The organism is Streptomyces sp. NPDC029139 (genome assembly GCF_055564335.1).
On sequence record NZ_JBVHWN010000018.1, the window covers coordinates 100,147 to 125,172 of the forward strand.

19 protein-coding genes, 1 rRNA gene and 1 pseudogene are annotated in these 25,026 nt (G+C 72.4%); 5 read left to right on the forward strand and 16 right to left on the reverse strand.

Translation table 11 applies throughout. The features are described from left to right. Nucleotides 1-45: 45 nt before the first annotated feature. Nucleotides 46-1,710: a CTP synthase gene (locus tag ACZ4VW_RS29810; RefSeq protein WP_467967766.1), complete on the reverse strand. Its 1,665-nt coding sequence runs from the start codon at nucleotides 1,708-1,710 to the stop codon at nucleotides 46-48. 451 nt (nucleotides 1,711-2,161) lie between these two features. On the opposite strand from ACZ4VW_RS29810, the gene ACZ4VW_RS29815 reads away from it, so the two are divergent. Further along, nucleotides 2,162-3,964 carry a glycoside hydrolase family 15 protein gene (locus ACZ4VW_RS29815; protein WP_467967768.1) on the forward strand — a complete coding sequence of 601 codons (1,803 nt, stop codon included), beginning with the start codon at nucleotides 2,162-2,164 and terminating at the stop codon, nucleotides 3,962-3,964. A gap of 80 nt (nucleotides 3,965-4,044) precedes the next feature. After that, a complete protein-coding gene (locus ACZ4VW_RS29820) occupies nucleotides 4,045-5,442 on the forward strand; it encodes an FAD-binding oxidoreductase (protein WP_467967769.1) in 1,398 nt (465 codons plus the stop codon). A 1-nt stretch (nucleotide 5,443) separates the two neighbouring features. On the opposite strand, the gene ACZ4VW_RS29825 is transcribed toward ACZ4VW_RS29820, so the two are convergent. Together ACZ4VW_RS29825 and ACZ4VW_RS29830 are read right to left on the reverse strand one after the other, a co-directional pair. Beyond that, nucleotides 5,444-7,069, reverse strand: a complete 1,626-nt coding sequence (locus ACZ4VW_RS29825) for a flavin monoamine oxidase family protein (protein WP_467967771.1) — start codon at nucleotides 7,067-7,069, stop codon at nucleotides 5,444-5,446. A gap of 26 nt (nucleotides 7,070-7,095) precedes the next feature. Next, nucleotides 7,096-8,628: an APC family permease gene (locus ACZ4VW_RS29830; protein WP_467967773.1), complete on the reverse strand. Its 1,533-nt coding sequence runs from the start codon at nucleotides 8,626-8,628 to the stop codon at nucleotides 7,096-7,098. A 161-nt stretch (nucleotides 8,629-8,789) separates the two neighbouring features. On the opposite strand from ACZ4VW_RS29830, the gene ACZ4VW_RS29835 reads away from it, so the two are divergent. Then, a complete protein-coding gene (locus ACZ4VW_RS29835; protein ID WP_467967775.1) occupies nucleotides 8,790-10,412 on the forward strand; it encodes a PucR family transcriptional regulator in 1,623 nt (540 codons plus the stop codon). A gap of 164 nt (nucleotides 10,413-10,576) precedes the next feature. Here ACZ4VW_RS29835 and ACZ4VW_RS29840 read toward each other — a convergent pair whose 3' ends face one another. The 6 genes from ACZ4VW_RS29840 to ACZ4VW_RS29865 all read right to left on the reverse strand — a co-directional run bounded on the left by ACZ4VW_RS29840 (nucleotide 10,577) and on the right by ACZ4VW_RS29865 (nucleotide 16,662). Beyond that, nucleotides 10,577-11,665: a glycosyltransferase family 4 protein gene (locus tag ACZ4VW_RS29840; RefSeq protein ID WP_467967776.1), complete on the reverse strand. Its 1,089-nt coding sequence runs from the start codon at nucleotides 11,663-11,665 to the stop codon at nucleotides 10,577-10,579. Between the two features lie 86 nt (nucleotides 11,666-11,751). Then, a complete protein-coding gene (locus ACZ4VW_RS29845) occupies nucleotides 11,752-12,531 on the reverse strand; it encodes a hypothetical protein (protein WP_467967778.1) in 780 nt (259 codons plus the stop codon). 126 nt (nucleotides 12,532-12,657) lie between these two features. Next, nucleotides 12,658-14,376 carry a DNA repair protein RecN gene (recN, locus tag ACZ4VW_RS29850; protein ID WP_467967801.1) on the reverse strand — a complete coding sequence of 573 codons (1,719 nt, stop codon included), beginning with the start codon at nucleotides 14,374-14,376 and terminating at the stop codon, nucleotides 12,658-12,660. 147 nt (nucleotides 14,377-14,523) lie between these two features. Next, nucleotides 14,524-15,435 (reverse strand): NAD kinase, encoded by a 912-nt coding sequence (locus ACZ4VW_RS29855; RefSeq protein WP_467967780.1) that lies wholly within the window; start codon nucleotides 15,433-15,435, stop codon nucleotides 14,524-14,526. Beyond that, nucleotides 15,432-16,247, reverse strand: coding sequence for a TlyA family RNA methyltransferase (locus tag ACZ4VW_RS29860; RefSeq protein WP_467967782.1), 816 nt, complete (start codon nucleotides 16,245-16,247; stop codon nucleotides 15,432-15,434). The genes ACZ4VW_RS29855 and ACZ4VW_RS29860 overlap by 4 nt, the downstream gene beginning before the upstream one ends. Nucleotides 16,248-16,254: 7 nt before the next feature. Continuing rightward, on the reverse strand, nucleotides 16,255-16,662 hold the full coding sequence (locus ACZ4VW_RS29865) for a hypothetical protein (RefSeq protein WP_467967784.1): 408 nt from the start codon (nucleotides 16,660-16,662) through the stop codon (nucleotides 16,255-16,257). 42 nt (nucleotides 16,663-16,704) lie between these two features. Here ACZ4VW_RS29865 and ACZ4VW_RS29870 point away from each other — a divergent pair, with 42 nt between their 5' ends. After that, complete coding sequence (locus ACZ4VW_RS29870) at nucleotides 16,705-17,052, forward strand: SCP2 sterol-binding domain-containing protein (RefSeq protein WP_467967786.1); 348 nt, start codon at nucleotides 16,705-16,707, stop codon at nucleotides 17,050-17,052. On the opposite strand, the gene ACZ4VW_RS29875 is transcribed toward ACZ4VW_RS29870, so the two are convergent. The 4 genes from ACZ4VW_RS29875 to ACZ4VW_RS29890 all read right to left on the reverse strand — a co-directional run bounded on the left by ACZ4VW_RS29875 (nucleotide 17,041) and on the right by ACZ4VW_RS29890 (nucleotide 21,284). Then, nucleotides 17,041-17,919, reverse strand: coding sequence for an ABC transporter ATP-binding protein (locus ACZ4VW_RS29875; protein ID WP_467967803.1), 879 nt, complete (start codon nucleotides 17,917-17,919; stop codon nucleotides 17,041-17,043). The two genes, ACZ4VW_RS29870 and ACZ4VW_RS29875, sit on opposite strands and share 12 nt — an antisense overlap. 26 nt (nucleotides 17,920-17,945) lie before the next feature. Next, nucleotides 17,946-19,010 carry a FecCD family ABC transporter permease gene (locus tag ACZ4VW_RS29880; RefSeq protein WP_467967805.1) on the reverse strand — a complete coding sequence of 355 codons (1,065 nt, stop codon included), beginning with the start codon at nucleotides 19,008-19,010 and terminating at the stop codon, nucleotides 17,946-17,948. Between the two features lie 26 nt (nucleotides 19,011-19,036). Further along, nucleotides 19,037-20,092 carry a FecCD family ABC transporter permease gene (locus ACZ4VW_RS29885; protein ID WP_467967788.1) on the reverse strand — a complete coding sequence of 352 codons (1,056 nt, stop codon included), beginning with the start codon at nucleotides 20,090-20,092 and terminating at the stop codon, nucleotides 19,037-19,039. 139 nt (nucleotides 20,093-20,231) lie between these two features. Continuing rightward, nucleotides 20,232-21,284 carry an HAD-IIA family hydrolase gene (locus ACZ4VW_RS29890; RefSeq protein ID WP_467967790.1) on the reverse strand — a complete coding sequence of 351 codons (1,053 nt, stop codon included), beginning with the start codon at nucleotides 21,282-21,284 and terminating at the stop codon, nucleotides 20,232-20,234. 145 nt (nucleotides 21,285-21,429) lie between these two features. Here ACZ4VW_RS29890 and ACZ4VW_RS29895 point away from each other — a divergent pair, with 145 nt between their 5' ends. Continuing rightward, entirely contained in the window at nucleotides 21,430-22,716 is a 1,287-nt protein-coding gene (locus tag ACZ4VW_RS29895; RefSeq protein ID WP_467967792.1) for a DUF1015 domain-containing protein, read from the forward strand. A 52-nt stretch (nucleotides 22,717-22,768) separates the two neighbouring features. Here ACZ4VW_RS29895 and ACZ4VW_RS29900 read toward each other — a convergent pair whose 3' ends face one another. The 3 genes and pseudogenes from ACZ4VW_RS29900 to rrf form a co-directional block, all read right to left on the reverse strand. After that, a complete protein-coding gene (locus tag ACZ4VW_RS29900; protein WP_467967807.1) occupies nucleotides 22,769-23,527 on the reverse strand; it encodes a tetratricopeptide repeat protein in 759 nt (252 codons plus the stop codon). Nucleotides 23,528-23,827: 300 nt separating this feature from the next. Then, nucleotides 23,828-24,355: pseudogene (locus ACZ4VW_RS29905) on the reverse strand (DEAD/DEAH box helicase); the annotation flags it as partial. A 580-nt stretch (nucleotides 24,356-24,935) separates the two neighbouring features. Continuing rightward, nucleotides 24,936-25,026 (reverse strand): 5S ribosomal RNA (gene rrf / locus ACZ4VW_RS29910); the annotation flags it as partial.

The following is a 25,026-nucleotide window of genomic DNA, read 5'->3' on the forward strand; positions in this document are numbered from 1 at the left end:
ACGGGTCGATCAAGACCCGTACCCCGGCAACGTTAACGCCTCGTCCTACTTGCCCGTCTTGAGCGCATCCTGCTGCCGTTCGACGGCCGCCTTGACCAGGCCGGCGAAGAGCGGGTGCGGACGCGTCGGACGCGAGCGCAGCTCCGGGTGGGCCTGCGTGGCGACCAGGTAGGGGTGCACGTCGCGCGGGTACTCGACGTACTCCACGAGCTTGTTGTCGGGCGAGGTGCCCGAGAAGACCAGACCGGCCTTCTTCTCCAGCTCGCCGCGGTAGGCGTTGTTCACCTCGTAGCGGTGGCGGTGGCGCTCCTCGACGTACGGCTGGTCGTCGTAGACCTCGCGCACGATCGAGCCCTCGGCGAGCTTCGCCGGGTACAGGCCCAGGCGCATCGTTCCGCCCAGGTCGCCGGCACCCTCGACGAACGCGAGCTGCTCCTCCATCGTCGAGACGACGGGGTGCGCGGTCGCCGCGTCGAACTCGGTGGAGTTCGCCTCCGGGATGTCGGCCAGGTTCCGCGCGGCCTCGATCACGATGCACTGCAGGCCCAGGCAGATGCCCAGCAGCGGGACCTTGTTCTCGCGGGCGTACTGGATCGCGCCGATCTTGCCGTTGACACCGCGGTCGCCGAAGCCGCCGGGGATCAGGATCGCGTCGACGTCACCGAGCTGCTTCTCGGCGCCGGCCTGCGTCTTGCAGTCGTCGGAGGTGACCCACTTGACCTTGACCCGCGCCTTGTTGGCGAAGCCGCCGGCCCGCATGGCCTCGGTGATCGAGAGGTACGCGTCGGGCAGGTCGATGTACTTGCCGACGAGCGCGACCGTGACCTCGTGCAGCGGGTTGTGGACGCGGTCCAGCAGGTCGTCCCAGGTGGACCAGTCCACGTCGCGGAACGGCAGGTCGAGCTTGCGCACGACGTAGGCGTCCAGGCCCTCGGTGTGCAGCACCTTGGGGATGTCGTAGATCGACTTGGCGTCGATGGCGGCGACGACGGCGGCCTCGTCCACGTCGCACATCAGCGAGATCTTGCGCTTGATGGCGGTGGGGACGTCACGGTCAGCGCGCAGGACGATCGCGTCCGGCTGGATGCCGATGTTGCGCAGCGCGGCGACGGAGTGCTGGGTCGGCTTGGTCTTCAGCTCGCCGGAGGGGCCGATGTAGGGCAGCAGCGAGATGTGCACGACGAAGACGTTGTCGCGGCCGACCTCGTGACGGACCTGGCGGACGGTCTCCAGGAACGGCAGCGACTCGATGTCGCCGACCGTGCCGCCGACCTCGGTGATGACCACGTCGACGTCGTCGGTCGCCATGCGGCGGATCCGGGACTTGATCTCGTTGGTGATGTGCGGGATGACCTGGACGGTGTCGCCGAGATACTCGCCGCGCCGCTCCTTGGCGATGACCTGCGAGTAGACCTGGCCGGTGGTGACGTTGGCCGAGCCGTCGAGGTCGACGTCGAGGAAGCGCTCGTAGTGGCCGATGTCCAGGTCGGTCTCGGCGCCGTCGTTGGTGACGAACACCTCACCGTGCTGGAACGGGTTCATCGTGCCGGGGTCGACGTTCAGGTACGGGTCGAGCTTCTGCATCGTGACCCGCAGGCCCCGCGCCTTGAGGAGCGCACCCAGGCTGGAGGCGGTCAGGCCCTTGCCGAGGGAGGAGGCGACACCCCCGGTGACGAAGATGTGCTTGGTCGTCGTGGTTTTGGGCGGCATCGCCAAGAGGGGGCTCCCGTGGTCGCGTTCTGGAGGTGCGTTCCGGCTGCCCCTCGGCAAGAATCGGGGGGTGCCGTCGCTGCGGTTGCGGGGGCTCGGCTGTCGCCGTTTCCCACCGGTCCACGGGGTACCAGGGTATCAGCGACAACGGGACACCGCTTCCGGCCACACGGGGCAGTCGGGTGCACACGCACCGCGACGTCCCAGGTCACGAGACGGGTCACACGAGCCTCACCCGTTCGGCGCAGCGCCGTTACAAGTACGTTGCCGCCCGTGCCCAGGGGGCGTCGTATCCTGCTCGGACACTCCCTAGCCGAGCCGGACCGGCCATCGGCACCACCCCCGCCAGTCAACCGGAAGCAAGAGCTCGTCAACGATGCCTTGACTGCTGGCACCATCTGTAGGAAGCGCCCCGCGGGGCGGACGTTGGCCGTTCGACTGGAGATAGCACGTGGCCGGGCGCATCGAGGATTACGCACTCATCGGAGACATGCAGACCGCCGCACTGGTCTGCCGGGACGGCAGCGTCGACTGGCTGTGCCTGCCCCGCTTCGATTCCCACGCCGTCTTCGCCGGACTTCTCGGCACGGAGGAACACGGATTCTGGCGGGTGAGTCCCTCGGGACCCAACGGCTCCGCCCCCGCCCCGGCCGATCGCCGCCGCTACGTCGGCGACTCGCTCATCCTGGAATCCGAGTGGGACACCCCGCGCGGCACGGTCCGGGTGACCGACTTCATGCCGCCGCGTGACGGCGCCCCGCAGCTGATCCGGATCGTGGAGGGCGTCTCCGGCCGGGTGCAGATGAGCTCCGCGCTGCGGATGCGCTTCAGCTACGGCCGTGTGGTGCCCTGGGTCCACAAGGTCGGCGACCGTACCGTCGCCGTCGCCGGCCCCGACTCGGTGTGGCTGGACACGGCCGTCGAGACGCACGGCAAGAACCTCACGACGTACTCCGAGTTCACCGTCACCCCCGGTGACCGCATCACCTTCACGCTGAGCTGGCAGCCCTCGCACAAGGAGCCGCCGCCGCTGCCGGACCCGGAGGGTTCGCTGGAGGCGACCGTCGACTTCTGGCGCGAGTGGGTCGAGCACTGCACGTACCACGGGCCGTACCGCGAGGCCGTGGTCCGCTCGCTGATCACGCTGAAGGCGCTGACCTACGCCCCCACGGGCGGCATCGTCGCCGCGCCGACCACCTCCCTGCCGGAGGAGATCGGTGGCGTCCGGAACTGGGACTACCGCTACACCTGGCTGCGCGACGCCGCGATCACCCTGTCGTCGATGCTGCGCACCGGCTACCGCGAGGAGGCCCGCGCCTGGCGGGACTGGCTGCTCCGCGCGGTCGCGGGCGACCCGGAGAACCTGCAGATCATGTACGGGATCGCCGGCGAGCGTGAGCTCGGCGAGGCCGAGCTGGACTGGCTGCCGGGATACGAGAACTCCGGGCCGGTCCGAGTGGGCAACGGGGCGGCCAACCAGCTCCAGCTGGACGTGTACGGCGAGGTCACCGAGGCGCTGCACCTGGCGCACATGACCGGCCTGTCCCGCAACGACTACGCCGCCCTCCTCCAGCTGAAGCTCATCCGGTACCTGGAGACGCACTGGGACCAGCCCGACGAGGGCATCTGGGAGGTGCGCGGCCCGCGCCGGCACTTCGTGCACTCCAAGGTCATGGCCTGGGTGGCGGTCGACCGCACGATCAAGCTCATCGAGTCCGGGGACGCCGACGGCCCGCTGGAGCGCTGGCGCGATCTGCGCGACGAGATCCACCGGGACGTCTGCGAGAAGGGCTACGACCCGGAGCGGAACACCTTCACGCAGTCGTACGGCTCCAAGGAGCTGGACGCCTCGCTGCTGCTGATTCCGCAGATGGGCTTCCTGCCGCCGGACGACAAGCGGGTCATCGGCACGATCGAGGCGATCCAGCGGGAGCTGTCCACCGAGGACGGCTTCGTGCTGCGTTACCCGACCGCGGGCGAGGAGGCCGGTGTGGACGGCCTGGAGGGCGACGAGGGCGCCTTCCTCGCCTGCTCGTTCTGGCTCGCCGACGACCTGGCGATGATCGGGCGGGTGGACGAGGCGCGCAAGCTCTTCGAGCGGCTGCTCGCGCTCCGCAACGACCTGGGGCTCCTCGCGGAGGAGTGGGACCCGCGGCTGCAGCGGCAGGTGGGCAACTTCCCGCAGGCGTTCAGCCACGTCCCGCTGATCGACACGGCGCTGCGGCTCACGGCGAGCGGGGCGTACGGCGGCTGACGGCGGGCGGGACGCGCGGGAGGCGGCTCGGCGCAATACGCTGAAGGGGTCCTGTCCCCCCTCGGAAAGGGGGGCTTCCCGTGGCTCCCCAGAACAGCGTCCGCAGTGTCCCGCCCACCGCTCTGACCGGACTCCGTGAGGATCTGGCGGGAGAGGTGTACGTGCCCGGCGATCCGGGCTACGACGAAGCGCGGACGGTCCACAACGGCATGATCGACCGGCGTCCGGCGGTCGTCGCGCAGTGCGCGACCCAGGAGGACGTCTCCAACGCGGTCCTCTTCGGCCGGGAGACCGAGCTGCCGATCGCGGTGCGCGGCGGCGGGCACAGCGTCGCCGGGAACTCGGTCGTCGACGACGGTCTCGTCATCGACCTGCGCCGGATGCACAAGGTCGTCGTCGATCCGGAGGACATGACCGTACGGGTCGAGGGCGGCGCGACCATGAGCCACATGGACCACGCCTGCCAGCCGTTCCGGGTGGCGACGACGGGCGGGCGGGCGTCCACCACCGGTGTCGGCGGCTTCACGCTGGGCGGTGGATCGGGCTGGCTGGAGCGGAAGTTCGGGCTCGCCTGCGACAACCTCCTCGCCGCCGAGCTGATCACCGCCGAGGGCAAGCACGTGCACACGGACGCGGAGGAGAACCCGGAGCTGTTCTGGGCGCTGCACGGCGGCGGCGGGAACTTCGGCGTGGCGACCTCGCTCACCCTGCGGGTGCACCGGCTGCCGCGGATGAGCGTGGCGATGCTGTTCTTCCTGCCCGAGAAGGCCCCTGACGTGGTGCGGACCTTCCGGGATCTGGGGGAGTCCGCCCCGGACGAGGTGGGCGGCGGCGTCATCTACTTCCCCGCGCCGCCGGCGCCCTTCGTCCCCGAGCATCTCGTCGGCCGACTGGTCTGCGGCACGATCTTCACCCATGCCGGGCCGGTCGCCGAGGTCCGCGAGCTGTCGGCGCCGCTGTTCGCGCTGGGCCCGGTGATCGAGGTCGTCACGGACATCGCGTACGCGGATCTCCAGTGCATGATCGACGACCCGCCGGGGCTGCGGAACTACTGGTCGGCGGAGTATCTGAGCGAGTGTCCCGACGCGGCCGTGGACGTCTTCTGTTCGCGCGGCGCGCAGATCCCGATGCCCACCTCCTGTCAGCACGTGCTGTTCATGATGGGCGGGGCGGTGGCGGCGGGACCGGCCGACCACCCGCTGCCGTGGCGGACGGCGCCCTGGGCCGTCCACCCCTTCGCCACCTGGGAGGACCCGGCCCTCGACGAGCCGGCGAAGCGGTGGGTGCGCGATGTGCGGGCCGATGTGAGGCCGTGGTCGACCGGCGCCGTGTATCTCAACTTCATCGGCGCCGAGGGCGAGGAGCGGGTCGTCTCGGGGTTCGGCGCCGAGAAGTACCGCCGGCTCGCCGCCGTCAAGGCCGCGTACGACCCCGACAACGTCTTCCGTCTCAACCACAACATCACACCGGCCGGCTGACTCACGTCAGGGCGGCGATCACCTCCCGGGCGGCCCGCTCGCCCTCGGTGGCGCCGCCTTCCATGAATCCCTGGAAGTCGTAGCTGCAGTGCTCGCCGCCGATGTGGATGTTGCCCTGGGCGGTGCCCTCGTACCCCGCGTACCGGTGCAGATAGCCGACCGGCCAGCAGGAGTAGGCGCCGAGGGTGTACGGATTGCGGTGCCAGGCGGAGAGCTGGGCGCGGCCCATGTACGCCTTCGAGGTCCCGGGGAAGAAGGCGTCGATACCGCGCAGGTACCGGCCGACCAGGTCCCGTACGTACGGGTCGGACTCGGTGGAGAACGGCCCCGCCGGGGTGAGGGCCTGGGCGAGGCTGCCGCCGCCGTACTGGATGAGGATGCCTCCCGTGCCGCCCTGGATCTTGGTGGTGTCCCAGGTCTGCTGGACCTCGCTGTCGGTGAAGCAGTCGCCGGCCGAGACACCGGGCCAGGCGCCGGTACCGCGCCAGGGGCGGGTGGCGAACTGCATGTTGAGTTTGGTGCAGTGCCCCATCCGCGCGTCCCGCAGCAGGTTCTGCATGAGCGGGTCGAAGCCGGCCCGGCCGAGGTCGAGCTGTTTCAGGATCGGCAGGGGGAGGCAGAGGATCGTGTGGTCGGCGGTGACGGTCCGGACGGTACCGGCCTCGGTGAAGGTCAGGGTCTGGGTGCCGTCGGCGTTGGCCCGTACGGCGGTGAGCGACCAGCCCCGGCGCAGTGTGCCGGGGGCGAGGGCGCCCGCGATGGCGTTCGGGAGCCGGTCGTTGCCGCCGGTGATGTGGTACCGCTCGTTGGACAGGCCCCAGACGTTGAAGTGGCCCGGATTGGTCTGATAGCCCATCAGCAGGACGAGGGCGAGGGAGGACTGCTCGGTGGTGTCGGCGCCGTACTCGACGTTGTAGGCGACGTCGATGAACTTCCCCAGGGGCGAGGAGTGTCCGCCGGGGACCCTGGTCTCGATCCATTCGTATATCGACATGTTGTCGAGTGCGGTGCCGGTGGGCGTGGTCTGGTTCCACTTCACCTCGCCCGCCTCGGACAGGTCGCGGTGCAGGGACTGGTAGACGGCCTTGAAGTCCTCGTCGGCCTGGTGGCGCGGGTAGTACGTGCCGTTGAACCAGAGGACCTCCTCGGCCCCGGTGGGGCCGCCGCCGAGGAAGTCCTCGACGGGGAGGTCGAAGCGGCGACAGAGCTCCAGGATCTTCTTGTGGCTGGTGTCGATCAGCTCGCCGCCGATCTCGGAGGTCTGCCCGTACGCCCAGTGGCTCCGTTGGGTCCACATGCGGCCGCCGACGCGCGAGGGGTTGGCCTCGTAGAGCGTCGGTGTGACGCCCGCGTCCTGGAGGGTGAGGGCGGCGGTGAGGCCGGAGATGCCGGCGCCGACGACCGCGACGCGGGCGGGGGTCACGGCCCGGGCCACCGCGGGCCGGGAGACGGCCGCGCCCGCGGAGACGGCGATGCCGGCGGCGGCGGCGTACTTCAGGAGGGATCGCCGGCCGAGGGTGTCGGACCGCATCTCCCTCAGCTCGTCGACGGGAACGCCGAGCCGTCGGGCGTCGGCGTGCTCGGCGGCGAGGTGCTTCAGGAGGTGCATCGGGTTGGTGCGTGCCATGGGGCGCTCCTGGAGGGGGTGAGGGTTCAGCTCTGGGTGACGGCGGTGGGGGCGGGGGCGGGCTGCTCGTCGTCGTCGCGCTCGGTGGCGTCCTCCAGGACGATCCGGCCGATGATCTCGTAGCGCTCGGGCCGCTTGGCCTTGAGGTAGAGGCCGAGGCCGAGGCCGCCGAAGAAGACGGCGCCGACGATCCAGGGGATCGCCTCGAAGAAGAGCGAGTCGGCGGCGAGCCCTGCGGCGGTCTCCATGTTGACGATCAGCAGGACGACCACGGCGGTCATCCCGATGCCGCCGAGGAGGGGCGCGGTGAGGGTCTTGAACCAGTGCCGGTCCTCGGGGTGGTTCTTGCGGAAGTACCCGATGACGGCGAAGGAGCAGAGCGTCTGGACGATGAGGATCGCCATCGTGCCGAGGATGGCGAGCAGGGTGTAGAGGTGGATGTACGGGTCCTGCCCGGTGAGCCAGAACGCGCCGACGAGGAGCACCGCGATGGCGCTCTGGACGTAGGAGGCGATGTACGGGGAGCCGTGCTTGGCGTGCGTCCGGCCGAGCGCGGGGTGGAGGAAGCCTTCGCGGCCGATGGCGTAGAGATAGCGGGAGGCGCACTGGTGGAAGGCCATGCCGCAGGCGAAGGAGCCGGTGAGCAGCAGCCACTGGAAGGCGTCGACGGCCCAGGCGCCGATGAAGGTTCGGGTGGGCGCGAAGAACAGGTCCAGGGGGTTCGCCGAGGACGACAGCGTCACCGAACCCGCGAGCCCGTTGCCCGCGATCGCCATCCAGGAGACGTAGATGTAGAAGAGGCCGACGCCGACGACGGAGATGAGGGTCGCCCGGGGGATGACGCGCTTGGGGTCGCGGGACTCCTCGCCGTACATCGCGGTCGACTCGAAGCCGACCCAGGACCAGAAGGCGAAGAAGAGGCCGAGGCCGGCGGACGCGCCGGTGAAGGCGTTCGCGGGGTTGATCGGCTCGACGGGGATGCCGTCGGGCCCGCCGCCGGCGATGAGTACGGCGGTGGCGACCGCGAAGAGGACGGCGATCTCCGCGATCAGCATGACGCCGAGGGCCTTGGCGGTGAGGTTGATGTCGAAGTACGCGAGGACGGCGGTGACGGCGAGCATGGCCGCCGCGTAGACGATCCAGGGCAGGTCCAGACCGAGCTGATCGGCGACCGTCGTCTTGGTGAAGTAGGCGAACACGCCGACGATCGACGCCTCGAAGACGATGTAGGCGAGGACGGCGAGCATGCCGGAGGCCATGCCGGCGATCCGGCCGAGGCCGTGCGAGATGTAGCCGTAGAAGGCGCCGGCGGCGGTGATCCGCTTGGCCATGGCGACGTAGCCGACCGAGAAGACGGTCAGGACGAGCGTCGCGAAGAGATAGCCGGCGGGGGCGCCGGTGCCGTTGCCGAAGCCGACGGCGATGGGAAGGTTCCCGGTCATCGCCGTGATCGGGGCGGCGGTGGCGACGGCCATGAAGACGACGCCGACGAGCCCGACCGAGTTGGCCTTGAGCCGGTGCACCGCGGGGGTGGAGGTTGGGGTGGGGTTCTGTGCCATGGCCGGAAAGGATCCTCCGGGGTGATGTACGCCACAATCGACATGCGGTCGCACAATTGGCCTGTCGAGGCGACGAGTTGTCGACAGTACGGACGATGTGTCGGGTCCCGTGACCGTCGGGTGATGTCCCCGCAACATGTCCCCGGGTAGCGTCCGGCTCCATGGACAATCAGGGCGGGATCACCGTGCAGCGGGCGCTGGAACTGCCCGGGCTCCGCAGCGGCCTCCCGGAGGTCGTCGCCGGGGCGGACCGGCTGCACCGGACGGTGCGCTGGGTGCACGCGGGCGAGGTTCCGAACATCGCGTCCCTGCTCAAGGGCGGCGAGCTGCTGCTCACCACGGGTCTGGGGCTCGGCACCCGCCCGGCGGAACAGCGGGCGTTCGTGCGGCGGCTCGCGGAGCGGGGCATCGCCGCGCTCGTGGTGGAGCTGGGCCCGCGCTTCTCGCGACTGCCGGCGACGATCGTGGAGACGGCGCGTTCGGCCGGCCTGCCGCTGGTGCAGCTTCATCGGGAGGTCCCGTTCGTCGCGGTGACGGAGGAGATCCACACCGAGATCGTCAACGGTCATTACGCGCTCCTGCGGCAGGCGGAGGAGGTGCACCGGCAGTGCACGGAGGCGCTGCTCGGCGGGGGCGGGGTGCCGCAGGTCCTGCGGATCCTGGCCGACTTCGCCGCGAACCCGGTCTTCCTGGAGACCGCGGACGGGCAGCTGCTCTACGCCGCGGGCACGGAGACGGCCCCGGCGGACCCGCTCCAGGTGTGGGACGGGCTGCGGGGTCAGCGGGCGGCACGGGAGTCGGGCCCGCCGACGGGGTCGGTGCTGGTGGACGTGCCGGGCGGGGGTCCGGGGGCGGGTTCGGTCCGCGCCCGCCTGGTGCTGCTGTCCGTCTCGGGTCCCCTCTCCTTGGTGCACCGGATGGCGGCGGAGCGGGCGGCGGGGATCCTGGCGGTCGTCCTGATGCAGGCCCGGCAGGAGGAGGAGCTGGCGGCCCGCGGGCGGGGCGACTTCCTGACGGACCTGGCGGAGGGGCGGATCACGGCGGAGGACGCGCCGGCGCAGGCGCGGGTGCTGGGCTTCCGCCCGGGCGACGGACCGCTGCTCCCCGTGGTGATGCGGCTCGCCTCGGAGCTCTCCCCCTCGGGTAACTGGGCGTTGCTCGCCCGGGCGGTCCTGGAGGAGCTGTCGTCCGTGGGCGTCCCCGTCCTGCTGGGCGTCCGCCCGGTGGAGGGACGGGTGCCGCTGCTGCTGGGCCTGCGGTCGGAGTCGGAGCGTACGGCGGTGGCGGACCGGGTCGCGGCGGCGCTGCGCGCGGGCGTGGAGCGGGCCGGCCGCGACCGTTCGGGCGCGCACCAGCCGGTGGTCGTGGTGGGCGTCGCGGGCGGCTGGGCGGCGGCGTCGGCGTCCCTGCGGCACGCGGGCGAGACGGCGACGGCGGCGCAGGGGCTGTCGGACCGCCCCTGGTACGACGCGCGGCGCCTGGACATCGACCTGCTGCTGTGGCGCCTGCGGGAGCACCCGGACCTGGCGGCGTTCGTGGACCGCGCGATCGGCCCCCTGCGGGACCACGACCGCACCTCGCGCCCGCCGCTGCTGCCGACCCTGGAGACGTACCTGGCCCATGCGGGCCGCAAGGCGGAGACGGCCCGCGAACTCCACCTGAACCGCCAGACGCTCTACAACCGCCTGGCCCGCATCTCCGAACTCCTCGGCACGGACCTGGACGACCCGCAGACGGTCCTGGCACTGTCCCTGGCGCTCCGGGCGAGACGCCACACCGCGTAGCGGGGCACGGGGAGCGGGGGCACCGGGGAGCGGGGGCACGGGAAGCGGGACCCGGGGAGCGGGCCTGCCTGGGTCGACCTGCTCCGGGAAGCGGCGGCAGGGCGCCGTCCGGGAGGGGCGGGGGTCTCCGGGGGCATCCCGGGGGCATCCGCCCGCCCCCGCGCTCAGCGGCGGCGGTCCGACAGTTCGTCGTACACGCTCAGGACGTGCGCGATCGTCTCGTCCTCCGTCGGCCAGGTGCGCGCCTGCACCCGCCCCGCAGCCGCCAGGTCCATCCGTCGGTCCACGTCCGTCAGCAGGCCCCGCACGGCCGTTGCCAGCGCCGCCGCGTCGCCCCACGGCACCAACTCCGCCGCGTCCCCCACCAGTTCCGGCACGCCGCCCACCGCCGTCGCGACCAGCGGGACACCGAGCCGCAGGGCCTCCTGCGCCAGGGGCGAGCGGGCCTCCCACCGCGACGGCAGCACCGCCACGTCCGCCGCCGCCAGCAGCTCCGCCACGTCGTCCCGGCTGCCGATCAGCCGGACCGCCAGGCCCTCGTCCTCGATCCTCCGCTGGAGCGCCCCCCGTTCACGCCCCTCCCCCGCGATCACCAGCAGCGGCTGCGGATCCAGGTCACGCCACAACCGCGCCGCGTCCAGCAGGGTCCCGTACCCCCGCTCGGGCACCAGCGCGCCGACGGCCATGAGCAGCGGCCGGTCCACCGCCCCGAGGTCCGCCCGTGCCTTCCCGTCGTGCAGGCAGACCGGTGCACGCGACGCCGGCACCGTCACCGGAGCGAGCCGGGCGTCCCGAGCCCCGCGCCGCCGCGCCCGGTCGACGAGTTCGGAGGACGTACCAAGGACGACCGCCGCCGCCCGCACGGTCCTTCGTTCGAGCAGCCGCACCAGCCCGCCCCGCGCGCCCTCCGCATGGTGACGGGTGTGCCAGGTCGTCACGAGCGACGGCGTCCGCGCCCCGCCCGCCAGCGCGAGCATCGCCCGCACCGAGGCGTGCAGTCCGTGGGCGTGCACGACGTCCGCGCCGATGCAGGCGTTACGGAGCGCCGCGACGGTCGCGGGGTCGTTGCGGCGCGGGACGGGAACGAAGTGCGCGCCGGCACCGATGAAGTCGTAGGCGCGGTCGAGTTCGGCCGGGGCGCACACGGTCACCCGCACGCCCCTCGCCACCAGCCCCGAGGCAAGTGATCTGACGTGAGCGCTGCTGCCCGCGCTGCCGCCGCCCAGCACTTGGACCGTACGGAGCTGTGTCACGCGCCCAAGGATGCCAGCCCGTACGCACGTTCCGGCACCGAAGCCGCGTCGTTCCCGTGTCCGAGCCCTCAACTCGCCGGGCGGGATCACTCACATGGGTGAGCGTACGAAGGTACTGACGGGCCTTCACGCCGCTCGGCGTACGCCGCCGCGGCGATGAGGCCCGCCGCGTGGACGGCGAGTCCGAACCGCCTGTTGCCGGCGGCGATCGCGCCGCCGAGGGCCGCGCCGAGCGCGTGCGCGCCCGTGTCCCCGAGCATGGTGCGCTCGCCGAGGTCGTCGGCGAGGATCGCGGCCGCGGCGCCCATCGGCGCGGCGGCGAGCGGGCCGCGCAGCAGTCCCGCGGCGCCGAGCCCCCATACCGTCAACGCGGCGCGCCCGGGGGCCACGTCCACGAGGTTGACGAGGTGTGCGGTCCCCGCGATCACCACGCCGGCCAGGACCTTGTCCGCCGGACGCTCCTTCAGCAGCGCCCCGGCCACGAGCCCGGCCGCACCGATCCCGAGCAGCTTCACGGCGCCGCTGGTGACCTCGCCGTGCCGCAGGGCGCCGAGGTGTGCCCGGAAGCCCCTCCGGTGGTCGCCCCGCAGGTCGTCGTAGGCCCCACAGGCGCCGGCGGCGAGCACCGCGAAGGCGACCGGCCCTCCCCCGGCCTCCGGCCGGCAGGACCCCCTTCGCGCCGCGCTCGCCGCGGCCAGCGCGGTCCCGACGGCGGTCGCGGGCCCGGCGTACAGGTCGACGTCGCGTCCGGCGTAGTTCTTCCGCCGCCACCGCTCGTCGTCGTGACGCCGCAGCCCGGCGTACACGGCCCGGCTCACGCCCGCGGCCACGGCGAGCGTCCCGAGCCTGCCCAGCTTTCCGATCATGGAGCCCAGCCTAGGCCGCGGCGCTCGGCACGAGGGAAGCGGGACGGAACTCCCAGCCCTCCCTCGCCCCCCACCGGCCGCCGTCGGGCGCCGGACTCGCTCCACGAGAGCGACAGGCGAGGGGCGTCAGGCGTCCGCCCGCGCCGTCGCCAGCAGCTCCTCCGCGTGGGCCCTGGCCGTCTCCGAGTCCTCCTGGCCGGCCAGCATCCGCGACAGCTCGCGCACCCGGTCCTCGCCCTCCAGGACGGTGACCCCGGAGCGGGTCACGGACCCGTCGTTCGTCTTCTCCACCAGCAGCTGCCGGTCGGCGAAGGCCGCCACCTGCGGCAGGTGCGTGACGACCACGACCTGCGCGGACTTGGCGAGCTTGGCCAGGCGGCGGCCGATCTCCACGGCCGCCTTGCCGCCGACGCCCGCGTCGACCTCGTCGAAGAGGTACGTCGGCACCGGGTCCGTACCCGCGAAGACGACCTCGACCGCCAGCATCACCCGGGACAGCTCACCCCCGGACGCGCCCTTCGCGATCGGCCGCGGCGGAGCGCCCGGGTGCGGGGCGAGCAGCAGCTCCACCTCGTCGGCCCCGGACGGTCCGTAGGCCACGGTCCGCCCGCCGACCTCGACGCCCTCGGGGTCCTCGGTCTGCCGGATGTCGAAGGACACGCGCGCGTGCGGCATGGCGAGCGAGGCCAGTTCGGCGGTGACGGCGTCGGCGAACCGTGCCGCCGCCTCCGTACGGGCGTCGGTGAGCGCCTGGGCGAGGACCGACAGTTCGGTCCGCAGCGCGTCCCGCTCGGCCGTCAGCTCCCCGACCCGGTCGTCGTCGCCCTCCAGCTCGGTGAGCCGGGCCGCGCTCTCCTGGGCCCACGCCAGGACGGCGGAGACGTCCGCGCCGTACTTCCGGGTGAGCTGGGTCAGCGCCGCCCGCCGCTCCTCGACGGCCGCGAGCCGGCGCGGGTCGGCGTCCAGGTTGTCGGCGTACCCGGCCAGTTCCCCGGCCACGTCGGCGAGCAGGATGGAGATCTCGCCCATCCGGTCCGCGAGCGCGGCCAGCGCCGGATCGTGCGACCGTACGGCTTCCAGGGCCCGCCCGGCGCCCGCGACCAGGGTCGTCGCGTCGACGGCCTCCGGGTCCTCGGGCTGTCCGGCGAGCGCCGCGTGCGCCAGGGCTGCGGCGGAGGCGAGGGCCTCGGCGTGCCCGAGCCGCTCCGCCTCCGCGGCCAGCTCGACGTCCTCTCCGGCCCGCGGCTCGACGGCCTCGATCTCACCGAGGCCGAAGCGCAGCAGATCGGCCTCCTGGGCCCGTTCCCGCGCGCGCGTGGTGATCTCGTCCAGCTCGGCCACGACGGCGCGCAGCCGCCGGTACGCCTCCCCGTAGGCGGCCAGCGGTACGGCGACGGCGTCGCCCGCGTACCGGTCGAGGGCCCCGCGCTGGCGGGCCGGCTTGAGCAGGCCCTGCTGGTCGGTCTGGCCGTGCACGGCGACGAGTTCGTCGGCGAGCTCGGCGAGCAGGCCGACGGGCACGGAACGCCCGCCGAGATGGGCGCGCGAGCGCCCCTCGGCCGAGATCGTCCGGCTGATGAGCAGCGCGCCGTCGTCGAGCTCGGCTCCGGCCTCCTCCGCCCGCGCGGCGGCCGCCGCGCCCTCGGGCAGGGTGATCCGCCCCTCGACGACGGCCGAGCCCGCGCCGATCCGCACCAGGGCGGCGTCGGCGCGTCCGCCGAGCAGCAGCCCCAGGCTCGTCACCACCATGGTCTTGCCCGCACCGGTCTCACCGGTCACCGCGGTGAAACCGGGTGACAGCTCGACAACAGCGTCGTCGATGACCCCGAGCGACCGTATCCGCATCTCCTCCAGCACGGGGAAGACCTTACGAGGTCGAGGCCCGGCTGTGCGACGGCCCCTGCCGGAACGGTGCGAACACGCAGGTCGGGAAGGCGGCTGTCACCCGTGGGGGTGGGGAGAGCGCGGCGGCCGGCCGAGCCGGTCCGCCGCCTAGTGCGGCGCGCCGCGCCAGCCCGACACCGGCAGGGCGAACTTCGCCACCAGGCGGTCCGTGAACGAGGCGTGGTGCAGTCGGGCCAGCCGTACGGGAACCTCCCCGCGCCGCACCTCCACCCGTGCGCCCGCCGGGAGTTCCACCGTCCGCCGTCCGTCGCACCACAGCACACCGTGCGGGGTGTGCGGCTCGACCTCCACGGTCAGCACCGATTCCGGGGTGGTCACCAGCGGCTTGGCGAACAGCGCGTGCGCCCCGATCGGAACCATCAGCAGGGCCTCGACCTCCGGCCAGATCACCGGTCCGCCGGCCGAGAAGGCGTACGCGGTCGAGCCCGTCGGGGTCGCGCAGATCACTCCGTCACAGCCGAATCCTGTGACCGGCCGGCCGTCGATGGCGAGCACGACCTCCAGCATCCGCTCGGGCGAGACCTTCTGCACGGCGGCCTCGTTCAGGGCCCAGTCGCGGTGCAGGACGTCCCCGTTCTCGTACACGACGACGTCGAGGGTCATCCGCTCCTCGACCTCGTACGCGCGCGTGACGACGCGGTCGACGACCTTGTCGAGGTCGTCGCGCTCGGCCTCCGCGAGGAAGCCGACACGTCCCAGGTTGACGCCGAGCATCGGCACACCGGACGCCCGGGAGAACTCGGAGCCGCGCAGGAGGGTCCCGTCGCCGCCGAGGACCACCAGCAGCTCACACCCCTCCAGGGCGTCGGAGCAGGCCTCCGGCACCACCTCCACGGAGGGCGGCAGCGGCAGGTCCACCGCCTCCGCCTCCAGGACGCGGACGCCGATCCCGCTGCGCAGCAGCCCGAGGACGACGAGTTCGGCGCTGCGCACGGCGGCCGGCCGGCCGGTGTGCGCGAGCAGGAAAACGGTGCGCTGTGCTGCTGTCGTTGAGCTCAACGAGGTCCCTCCGCCACGGCGCGGTCGACTTCCGCCGGATCGAGCGCGGGCGCCCCGGCCCGCAGCCACAGAAAGTACTCGACGTTGCCGGACGGCCCGGGCAGGGGGCTCGCGGTGACGCCCAGCACCCCGAGCCCGAGCTCGCCGGCCTGGCGCGCCACGTTCCGTACGGCGTCCGCCCGCAGCTCGGTGCTGCGGACGACGCCGCCGGTGCCGAGCCGTTCCTTGCCCACCTCGAACTGCGGCTTGACCATCAGCACCAGGTCCGCGTCGGGGGCGGTGCAGCGCACCAGAGCGGGCAGGACGAGGCCGAGCGGGATGAAGGAGAGGTCGCCGACGACGAGGTCGACCGGTGTTCCGTCGATCGCGTCGAGGGTCAGCTCGCGGACGTTCGTACGGTCCTTCACGGTGACCCGGTCGTCGCTCTGCAACGACCAGGCGAGCTGTCCGTAGCCGACGTCGACGGCGACGACGTGCGCGGCGCCGGACCGCAGGAGGACGTCGGTGAAGCCGCCGGTCGACGCGCCCGCGTCGAGGGCCCGCCGCCCCTCGACCCGCAGTCCCTGCGGTACGAAGGCGGCGAAGGCCCCGGCGAGCTTGTGGCCGCCGCGCGAGACGTAGTCGGGGTCGGCGTCGTCCTGGGCGACGACGATGGCCGCGGCGGTCTCCACCTGGGTGGCGGGCTTGGTCGCCACGGTCTTGCCGACACTCACCCGCCCCGCCGCGATCAGCTGGCTGGCGTGCTCGCGCGAGCGGGCGAGCTTGCGGCGTACCAGCTCGGCGTCCAGACGGCGGCGTGCCACTCCTGCCACTTTGGGTTCAGCTCCTGTGGTCGTACGACGATGTCGGCGGTGTCGGTCCCGGTCCGGGGGTCGGTCCGGGGCGGACGGCGTCGAGCGAGGTCAGCTCGTCCCGCAGCCCACGGTGTACATCCTCGTACACCTCCAGGTGTCCGTCGGCCGGAAGGTGGTCCGCGTCCGAAAGCCGCTCCAGGAGGGTGTCCACGGCGGGACGTCCGGTGGGGGTGCGCACGACGCCGAGGGGAGTCGGCGCGACGGGCTCGTACGCGCCCTTCTCGGCCGTCCCGTCCTCGCCGCCCGGGCCCGAGACCGGCGCCGCGCCCTGGCCGGCGCCCAGGTCCGGGTCCAGGTCAGGGCCCGGATCGGGGCCGGGGTCGGGGCCCGGATCGGGGCCCGGGTCCGGCGTCACATCCGTCACGTCGCTCATCCCCCGACGCTATCGCGAAGCCCTGGGGTACGGTCGATCACGATGGCCACGATCGAGGAGTGCCGCAGCGCACTCGACAGACTTTCGGACTCGCTTCTGCGCGCGGACGGCGACGTGCGCGGCGCCGCCGCGCTCGACCGCACCCTGAGCTGCCACATCAAGGACCTGGACACGACGTTCACCGGCCGTCTCGCGGACGGCCGGATCGAGGTCCAGGACACGGTGCCGGGACCGCCGCCCGGCAAGGCGGAGATCCGTCTGGCGATGACCGGCGACGACCTGGTGGCGATGGTGGACGGGCAGCTGAACTTCGCGAAGGCGTGGGCCTCCGGCCGGGTCAGGCTGGAGGCCGGCTTCCGCGATCTGCTCCGGCTGCGCTCACTTCTGTAGCGCGGGCTCCTGCTTCCGCGCCGGCTCCTGCCGCGTGGCCCGGGCCTTCCGCCCCGCGGGCACGACCAGCGGCGTCCCGGTCTCCGGGTCCTCGATGACCTGGCAGCGCAGTCCGAAGACCCGCTCCACCAGCTCGGCCGTCACGACCTCGGACGGCGGGCCCTCCGCGACCACCTCTCCGCCGCGGACGGCGATGAGGTGGGTGGCGTACCGGGCGGCGTGGTTGAGGTCGTGCAGGACGGCGACCAGGGTCCTGCCCTGGGTCTCGTGCAGCTCCGCGCACAGGTCGAGTACGTCGATCTGGTGCTGGATGTCGAGGAAGGTCGTGGGCTCGTCGAGGAGCAGCAGCGGGGTCTGCTGGGCGAGCGCCATCGCGATCCACACCCGCTGGCGCTGGCCGCCGGACAACTCGTCGACGTACCGCTCCGCCAGCTCGGCGACGCCGGTCGCGGCCATCGACTCCTGCACGATCCGCTCGTCCTCCGGCGACCACTGGCGCAGCAGGCCCTGGTGCGGGTAGCGGCCGCGGGCCACCAGGTCGGCGACCGTGATGCCGTCGGGGGCGATGGAGGACTGGGGCAGCAGCCCGAGCGTCTTGGCGACCTTCTTCGCGGGCATGGTGTGGATGGTCTGGCCGTCGAGGAGCACGCGGCCCTCGGAGGGCTTGAGCATCCGGGACAGGGCGCGCAGGAGCGTCGACTTGCCGCAGGCGTTGGGTCCGACGATGACCGTGAAGGAGTTGTCGGGGATCGCGACGGACAGGTCGCGGGCGATGATCCGCTGGTCGTAGGCGAGGGTGACCGACTCCGCCCTGAGCCGCTGCGTCCGGGACTGGGGCTGGGGCTGGGACTGGGTCTGACCGTCCATGGAGGTGCTCCTGAGGTTCTTCTCGTTCATATCCGTCCCGCCTTGCGTTCCGAGACGAGCAGCCACAGCAGATAGCAGCCGCCCAGCACGCCGGTGATGACACCGACGGGCAGTTGCCGGTCGCCGAAGGCGTTGGTCGCGGTCCAGTCCGCGACGAGCAGCAGCGCGGAGCCCATGAGGGCGGAGGTGGCGAGGTTGGGTCCGGGTGAGCGGGTCAGCCGGCGGGCCAGCTGGGGCGCGCTGAGCGAGACGAAGACGATGGGTCCCGCGGCGGCGGTGGCGACGGCGACGAGCAGCACGGCGGAGCCCATCAGCACGATACGGGTCCGTTCGACCCGCACGCCGAGGGCGTACGCGGCGTCGTCGCCCATCTCCAGCATCCGCAGGGCCCGTCCGTGCCCGAGGACGAGCGGGATCAGTACGCAGCAGACGCCGAGCAGCGGCCAGAACTGCTCCCAGTCACGCCCGTCCAGTGAGCCGGTCATCCACACCGTGGCGCGTGTCGCGTCGACGAGGTTGGCCTTGGTGATGAGGTAGTGGATGGCGGAGGTGAGCATGGCGGCCGCGCCGATGCCGATGAGGACGAGGCGGTAGCCGTGGACTCCGCGCTTCCAGGCGAGCAGGTAGATCGCGGCGCCGGTGATCAGGGCGCCGACGACGGCTCCGCCCGCTGCGGCGGTGGCGCTGCCCTGGAAGAGCACGATGACGGTGAGCGCGCCGACGGTCGCGCCCTGCCCGAAGCCGATGACGTCGGGGCTGCCGAGCGGGTTGCGGGAGATGGACTGGAAGACCGCTCCGCCGATGCCGAGCGCGGCCCCGACGAACACGGCGACGAGGACGCGCGGCAGGCGCAGGTCCTGGACGACGAACTCCTGGGCGACGGTGCCGTTGCCCAGCAGGGTGGCGAGCACCTCCCCGGGCGCGATGGGGAAGTCACCGCTGCCGATGAGGACGACGCCCCCGGCGAGGGTGAGGACGAGCAGCGCGAGCGCGGAGAGCGCGGCGCGGGGCTCGTACCGTACGGAGAGTCCGCCACCGGTCCGTATCGACCTGGTGGTCCCGGTCTTGGCGGTCGGCGCTCCGGTGGTCACAGCCTTGAAGGTCACAGCCTTGGAGGTCACAGCTGGGCCATCCTCTTGCGGCGTACGAGATGGATGAAGACGGGCCCGCCGATCAGCGCCGTGACGATGCCGACCTGGAGCTCCGCGGGGCGGGCGACGAGCCGGCCGATCACGTCGGAGCCCAGGAGGAGGGCGGGTGAGAGAACGGCGGCGTACGGGAGGATCCAGCGCATGTCCGGGCCCGTGATGGCCCGTACGAGATACGGGACCATCAGCCCGAGGAAGACGATCGGCCCGCACGCGGCGGTCGCGGCGCCGCACATCAGCGTGACGGCCGCCATGGCCATGATGCGGGTGCGGTTGAGGTGGGCGCCGAGGGCTCGGGCGGTGTCGTCGCCCATCTCCATGGCGTTGAGGGGCCGGGAGATGAGCAGGGCGAGCACGACGCCGATGACGATGAAGGGCGCCACCCGGCGCACGGTCTCCATGTCGGCGGAGGCGAGCGAGCCGACGGTCCAGAAGCGGAGCCGGTCCAGGGCGGCCGAGTTGAGCAGCTGCACGGCGTTGACGTAGCCGTAGAGCGCGACGGTGGCGGCCGTTCCCGCGAGCGCGAGGCGCACGGGGGTCGAACTGCGGCTGCCGCCGAGGACGTACACGACGACGGAGACGACGGCGGCGCCGAGGAACGCGAACCACACGTAGTCGCCGGCGTCCGTGACCCCGAGGAACGCGATCGCCGAGACGACCGCCGCGGCGGCCCCGGCGTTGACGCCGAGGAGGCCCGGCTCCGCGAGCGGGTTGCGGGTGAGGCCCTGCATCACGGCCCCGGAGAGGCCGAGGGCCATGCCGACGAGCAGTCCGAGGAGGGTACGGGGGACGCGTACGTCATGGATGATGACGTCGTTCCCGACACCGGTGTTCTGGAACAGCCCGTGCCACACATCGGCGAGCGGCACCGGTTTGGCGCCGATCATGATGCTCAGGACACAGACCAGCAGCAGGACTCCGACGGCCGCCACCAGGCCGACGGCGCGCACGGAATGCCGGCGCGTCGGCGACTGGGCAGAGGCGGTCGGCTCCGCGCTCGCTCGGGAGGGACTCTCGACCAACACGTGGTTAGGTTAGCCTACCCTGCCACGGCTGTTAGATCTCCGTACCGCCTCTGAGCAGCCCAGCCCGTCCAAGGGCCCCCTCGCGCGTCCTCGCCGCCTCCTCGTCACCCAGCCGTACCCTCACCACCCCGACGGCCCCTCACCACCCCAACCGCTCCAGCGCCTTCCCCGCGTCCGCCCCGCACGCGCCCGCCCCGGCTTCCGACCAGGCCGCCCCGCACAGGGCCCGTACCGCGTCCATCACGGCCCCCTCGCCGTCCAGGAGGAACGCGCCCCCGCTCACCGACGCCGCCCATCCGCCGCACACGAAGCCCCCGGCGGACTCGATCACCTCGGGCTGCCCCACCAGCAACCCCCGCAGATCCGCGTCCACATAGGTCGGCCGGTGCTCCGGCACCGCCGCCAGCAGCTGCGCCACGTCCGTCACACCGGTCAGCACCAGCAGCGAGTCCACGCCCCCGTTGAACGCCCCCTCGATGTCCGTGTCCAGCCGGTCCCCCACCACCAACGGCCGCTCCGCACCCGTGCGCAGCACCGTCTCCCGGTGCATCGGCGGCAACGGCTTGCCCGCCACCTTCGGCTCCACGACTCCGCCCGTGGCGATCCGTACGACCTCGACCGCCGCTCCGTTCCCCGGCCCGATCCCCCGCGCCCCCGGAATCGTCAGGTCCGTGTTCGAGGCGTACCACGGCACCCCGCGCGCCACGGCGTAGCTCGCCTCGGCGAACCGGCTCCATGGCAGCTCCGGCCCGCCGTACCCCTGCACCACCGCCGCCAGACCGTCCTCGTCGGCCGACTCCACCGGCACCAGGCCCCGCTCCCGCAGCGCCACCCGCAGCCCTTCCCCGCCGATCACCAACACCCGTGAACCGGCGGGCACTTCGTCGGCGATCAGCCGCGCCACCGCCTGCGCCGAGGTGATGACGTCAGCCGCCTCCGCCGGCACCCCCAGCTCGGTGAGGTGCGCCGCCACCGCGTCCGGCGTCCGCAGCGCGTTGTTGGTGACGTACGCGAGGTGCATCCCTCCGTCCCGCGCCGCCGCCAACGCCTCGACCGCGTAGGGGATCGCCTCCCCGCCGGCGTACACCACCCCGTCCAGATCGAGCAGTGCCGTGTCGTACGCCTCGCTCAGCGCCCGCGCACACCCGCCCGGCCGCTGCCTGCCCTGCCGACCCTGGCCGCCGTCACCCATGACCTCGTGCTCCTCACATCACCGCGAACGAACCGTCACCGCGAACGAACCATCGCCGCGAACGAACCATCGCCGCGAAACGATCACGCCATTCCCCGTCTCCCCCGATCATCGCTCATTGCCACCGCCCACTTACGATTGCGTAATGAACACCTCAGGTCCCGCGGCCGACGACGTCCGCGCCGACGGTCTGCACATGGTCCCGTTCCGTGGACTGCGCTACGTCCCCGAACGGGTCGGCAGCCTGGCCGCCGTGACCTCTCCCCCGTACGACGTGGTCGTACGGCCCGACGGACTGCACCACCTCGAGTCCGCCGACCCCCACAACATCGTCCGGCTGATCCTGCCGCAGGCGATCACCGCCGGAACCCGTCATCGCAAGGCCGCCGTCACCCTCGACCGCTGGCTCGCCGACGGCGTCCTCGCCCCTGACCCCGAGCCCGCCCTGTACGTGTACGAGCAGAGCGGTGACGGCATCCTGCAGCGCGGCGTCATCGGCGCCCTGGAACTCTCCGCCCCGGACGAGGGCGTCGTGCTCCCCCACGAGGACGTGATGCCGCATGTGGTCGAGGACCGGGCCGCGCTGATGCGCACCACGGCCGCCAATCTGGAGCCGCTCCTCCTCACGTACCGGGGCAACGGGAACGGAGCCGCCGAGGTCATCGAGCGCACCGCGCGGACCGAGCCGCTGCTCGCCACGACCACCGAGGACGGCTTCCGTCACCGGCTGTGGGCGATCACCGACCCCGCCGAACTCGCGGCGGTCTCCGCCGGCCTCGCGGAGCACCAGGCGCTGATCGCCGACGGCCACCACCGCTGGGCGACGTATCTGCGGCTGCGCGAGGAGCACGCGCGACCCAGTCCGTGGGACTACGGCCTCGTCCTCCTCATCGACACAGCCCGCTACCCGCTCCGGGTCCGCGCCATCCACCGGCTCCTGAACCGCCTCCCCGTCGCCGACGCGCTCGCCGCCCTCGGCGACGGCTTCCGCGTCCGCCGGGTGGAGGGCCCCCTGGCGACGGCCCTGGAGTCCCTGGAGTCGGCCGCGACCGCGGGCAACGCCTTCCTCCTGGCCGGCGACGGTGCCTTCCATCTCCTCGACCGGCCGGACCCGGTGCTGCTGGCGCGCACGATCCGCACGGACCGCCCGGAGGCATGGCGCACCCTGGACGCGACGGTCCTGCACTCCACACTCCTGGACCACGTCTGGCACGTCCCGGACACCCCCGAGGAGATCAGCTACATCCACGACACGGAGGCCGCCGTCGAGCAGGCCGTACGCCGGGGCGGTACGGCGGTGCTCATGCATCCGGTACGGGAGGACGTCGTACGGGATCTGGCCCGCCAGGGCGTCACCATGCCGCGCAAGTCGACGTCCTTCGGGCCGAAGCCGGCGACGGGCCTGGTCCTGCGGAGCCTCGCGCTGGACTGAGCGCACGAAAAAGGGCGGCACCCCCAGGGGTGCCGCCCTTCGTCATACGACGTCAGTCCTTGAGGTCCGTGTCGTCGTCCTCGTCACCGAGGTCCACGACCTCGATCTCGTCGCCGTCCTCGTCCGCGTCGTCATCCTCGTCCGCCTCGTCGACGGCGTCGGTCCCGACGACGTCCTCGGAGTCGCCCAGGTCGTCGATCGCGTCCACGAACTCGACACCGTCGAGCTCCGCGAGCCGGTCGGAGGCGTCCGTGGCGCCGTCCTTGTCCGACTCGAGCGCCTTGGCGAACCACTCACGGGCCTCGGCCTCACGACCGGCCGCGAGGAGCGCGTCGGCGTAGGCGTACCGCAGGCGCGCGGTCCACGGGTGTACGGCGGTGGACGCCAGCTCGGGGCTCTGCAGGGTCACGATGGCGGCGTCGAGCTGCCCCATGTCCCGGCGGGCACCGGCCGCGACCAGACGCATCTCGACCTGCCCGGCCTTGTCCAGCTTCTGCACCTCGGGCTCACCGGCCATCGCCAGCGCCCGCTCCGGGCGGCTCATGCCTCGCTCGCAGTCCGCCATCACGGGCCACAGCTCGACACCACCGGTCATCCGCCGCGCGGCCCGGAACTCGGCCAGCGCCTCGGAGTACTTCTGCGTCGCGTAAGCGGCGAATCCGGCCGCCTCGCGGACGGCGGCGACGCGGGACGCGAGCCGCAGAGCGATACGGGAGTACGCGTACGCCTGCTCGGGGTCCTCGTCGATCAGGTTGGCGACCATGACCAGGTTGCGCGCGACATCCTCGGCGAGCCCCTTGGGCAGGCTCATGAGCTCCTGACGCACGTCCTGGTCGATCTCGTCACCCGTGACGTCGTCCGGGATCGGCAGCCGCTTGATGGGCGCGCGATCCGGACGGTCCCGGTCGCGGTCGTCGCGACGGCCGTAACCGCCCCGGTCGTCGCGACCGCGGTATCCACCACGGCTGTCGTCACGCCGGTCGTCACGACGGAAGGGGGGCCGCTCGCCACCACGGTCATCACGGCGGAAGCCGCCACCGCCACGGCTGTCGCCGCCACGGTTGTCATCACGACGGAAGGGAGGACGCTCGCCACCGCGGTTGTCGTCACGCCGGTCGTCACGACGGAAGGGGGGCCGCTCGCCACCACGGTCGTCCCGACGGAACGACGGACGGTCGTCACGCTGGAAGCCACCACGGTTGTCGCCACCCCGGTCGTCACGACGGTCGTCCCGACGGAAGGAGGGCCGCTCGTCGCGCCGGTCATCGCGACGGAAGGGGGGCCGCTCGCCACCACGGTCGTCCCGACGGAACGACGGACGGTCGTCACGCTGGAAGCCACCACGGTTGTCATCACGCCGGTCGTCACGACGGAAGCCGCCGCCCCCGCGGTTGTCGCCGCCACGGTTGTCATCACGCCGGTCATCGCGGCGGAAGGGAGGCCGCTCACCACCGCGGTCGTCGCGGCGGAAACCGCCACCACCGCCACGGTTGTCACCCCCACGGTCGTCACGCCGGTCATCGCGGCGGAAGGGGGGACGCTCACCACCACGGTCGTCGCGGCGGAAACCGCCACCACCGCCACGGTTGTCACCCCCACGGTCGTCACGACGGTCATCCCGACGGAACGCCGGCCGCTCGCCGCCGCGATTGTCGTCACGGCGGTCGTCGCGACGGAAGGGGGGACGCTCACCCCCACGGTCGTCACGGCGGAAACCACCGCCACCTCGCGTGTCACCGCCGCGGAAACCACCACGGTTGTCACCACCGCGGTCATCGCGACGGAAGCCGCCGCCACCACGGGTATCCCCACCACGGTTGTCGTCACGACGGAAACCACCGCCGCGATTGTCGTCGCGCCGGTCATCACGGCGGAAGGGAGGACGCTCGCCACCACGGTCGTCGCGGCGGAAGCCGCCACCGCCACGGTTGTCGTCACGACGGAAGCCGCCGCCACCACCGCCACGGTTGTCGCCGCCGCCTCGGTTGTCGTCACGACGGGGCCCCCGGTAGCCGCCCTGGTCGCCACCGTCCCTACGACGCGGCTCGCGCTCCGGACGGTCGTCGGGAGAGTTGGTGGACATCGACGTGACTCCTGTCTTCGGGTACTGCAGTCATTCTCGCGCAGCCGGCACTCCGACGCGCTTCGAAAAGTTCATAGGAAAACAAAAGGACCCTTGGTCCCAGCATGAACGCTGGGACCAAGGGTCCTGAAAGATTGTTCGGCGGCGTCCTACTCTCCCACAGGGTCCCCCCTGCAGTACCATCGGCGCTGAAAGGCTTAGCTTCCGGGTTCGGAATGTAACCGGGC

Excerpts from the sequence above, each read along its gene's own strand:
- ACZ4VW_RS29810 (WP_467967766.1), bottom strand. The coding sequence starts at position 1,710 with ATGCCGCCCAAAACCACGACGACCAAGCACATCTTCGTCACCGGGGGT.
- ACZ4VW_RS29825 (WP_467967771.1), bottom strand. The coding sequence starts at position 7,069 with ATGGCACGCACCAACCCGATGCACCTCCTGAAGCACCTCGCCGCCGAG.
- ACZ4VW_RS29830 (WP_467967773.1), bottom strand. The coding sequence starts at position 8,628 with ATGGCACAGAACCCCACCCCAACCTCCACCCCCGCGGTGCACCGGCTC.
- ACZ4VW_RS29835 (WP_467967775.1), top strand. The coding sequence starts at position 8,790 with ATGGACAATCAGGGCGGGATCACCGTGCAGCGGGCGCTGGAACTGCCC.
- ACZ4VW_RS29845 (WP_467967778.1), bottom strand. The coding sequence starts at position 12,531 with ATGATCGGAAAGCTGGGCAGGCTCGGGACGCTCGCCGTGGCCGCGGGC.
- recN (WP_467967801.1), bottom strand. The coding sequence starts at position 14,376 with ATGCGGATACGGTCGCTCGGGGTCATCGACGACGCTGTTGTCGAGCTG.
- ACZ4VW_RS29865 (WP_467967784.1), bottom strand. The coding sequence starts at position 16,662 with ATGAGCGACGTGACGGATGTGACGCCGGACCCGGGCCCCGATCCGGGC.
- ACZ4VW_RS29870 (WP_467967786.1), top strand. The coding sequence starts at position 16,705 with ATGGCCACGATCGAGGAGTGCCGCAGCGCACTCGACAGACTTTCGGAC.
- ACZ4VW_RS29875 (WP_467967803.1), bottom strand. The coding sequence starts at position 17,919 with ATGGACGGTCAGACCCAGTCCCAGCCCCAGCCCCAGTCCCGGACGCAG.
- ACZ4VW_RS29890 (WP_467967790.1), bottom strand. The coding sequence starts at position 21,284 with ATGGGTGACGGCGGCCAGGGTCGGCAGGGCAGGCAGCGGCCGGGCGGG.
- ACZ4VW_RS29895 (WP_467967792.1), top strand. The coding sequence starts at position 21,430 with ATGAACACCTCAGGTCCCGCGGCCGACGACGTCCGCGCCGACGGTCTG.
- ACZ4VW_RS29900 (WP_467967807.1), bottom strand. The coding sequence starts at position 23,527 with ATGAGCCTGCCCAAGGGGCTCGCCGAGGATGTCGCGCGCAACCTGGTC.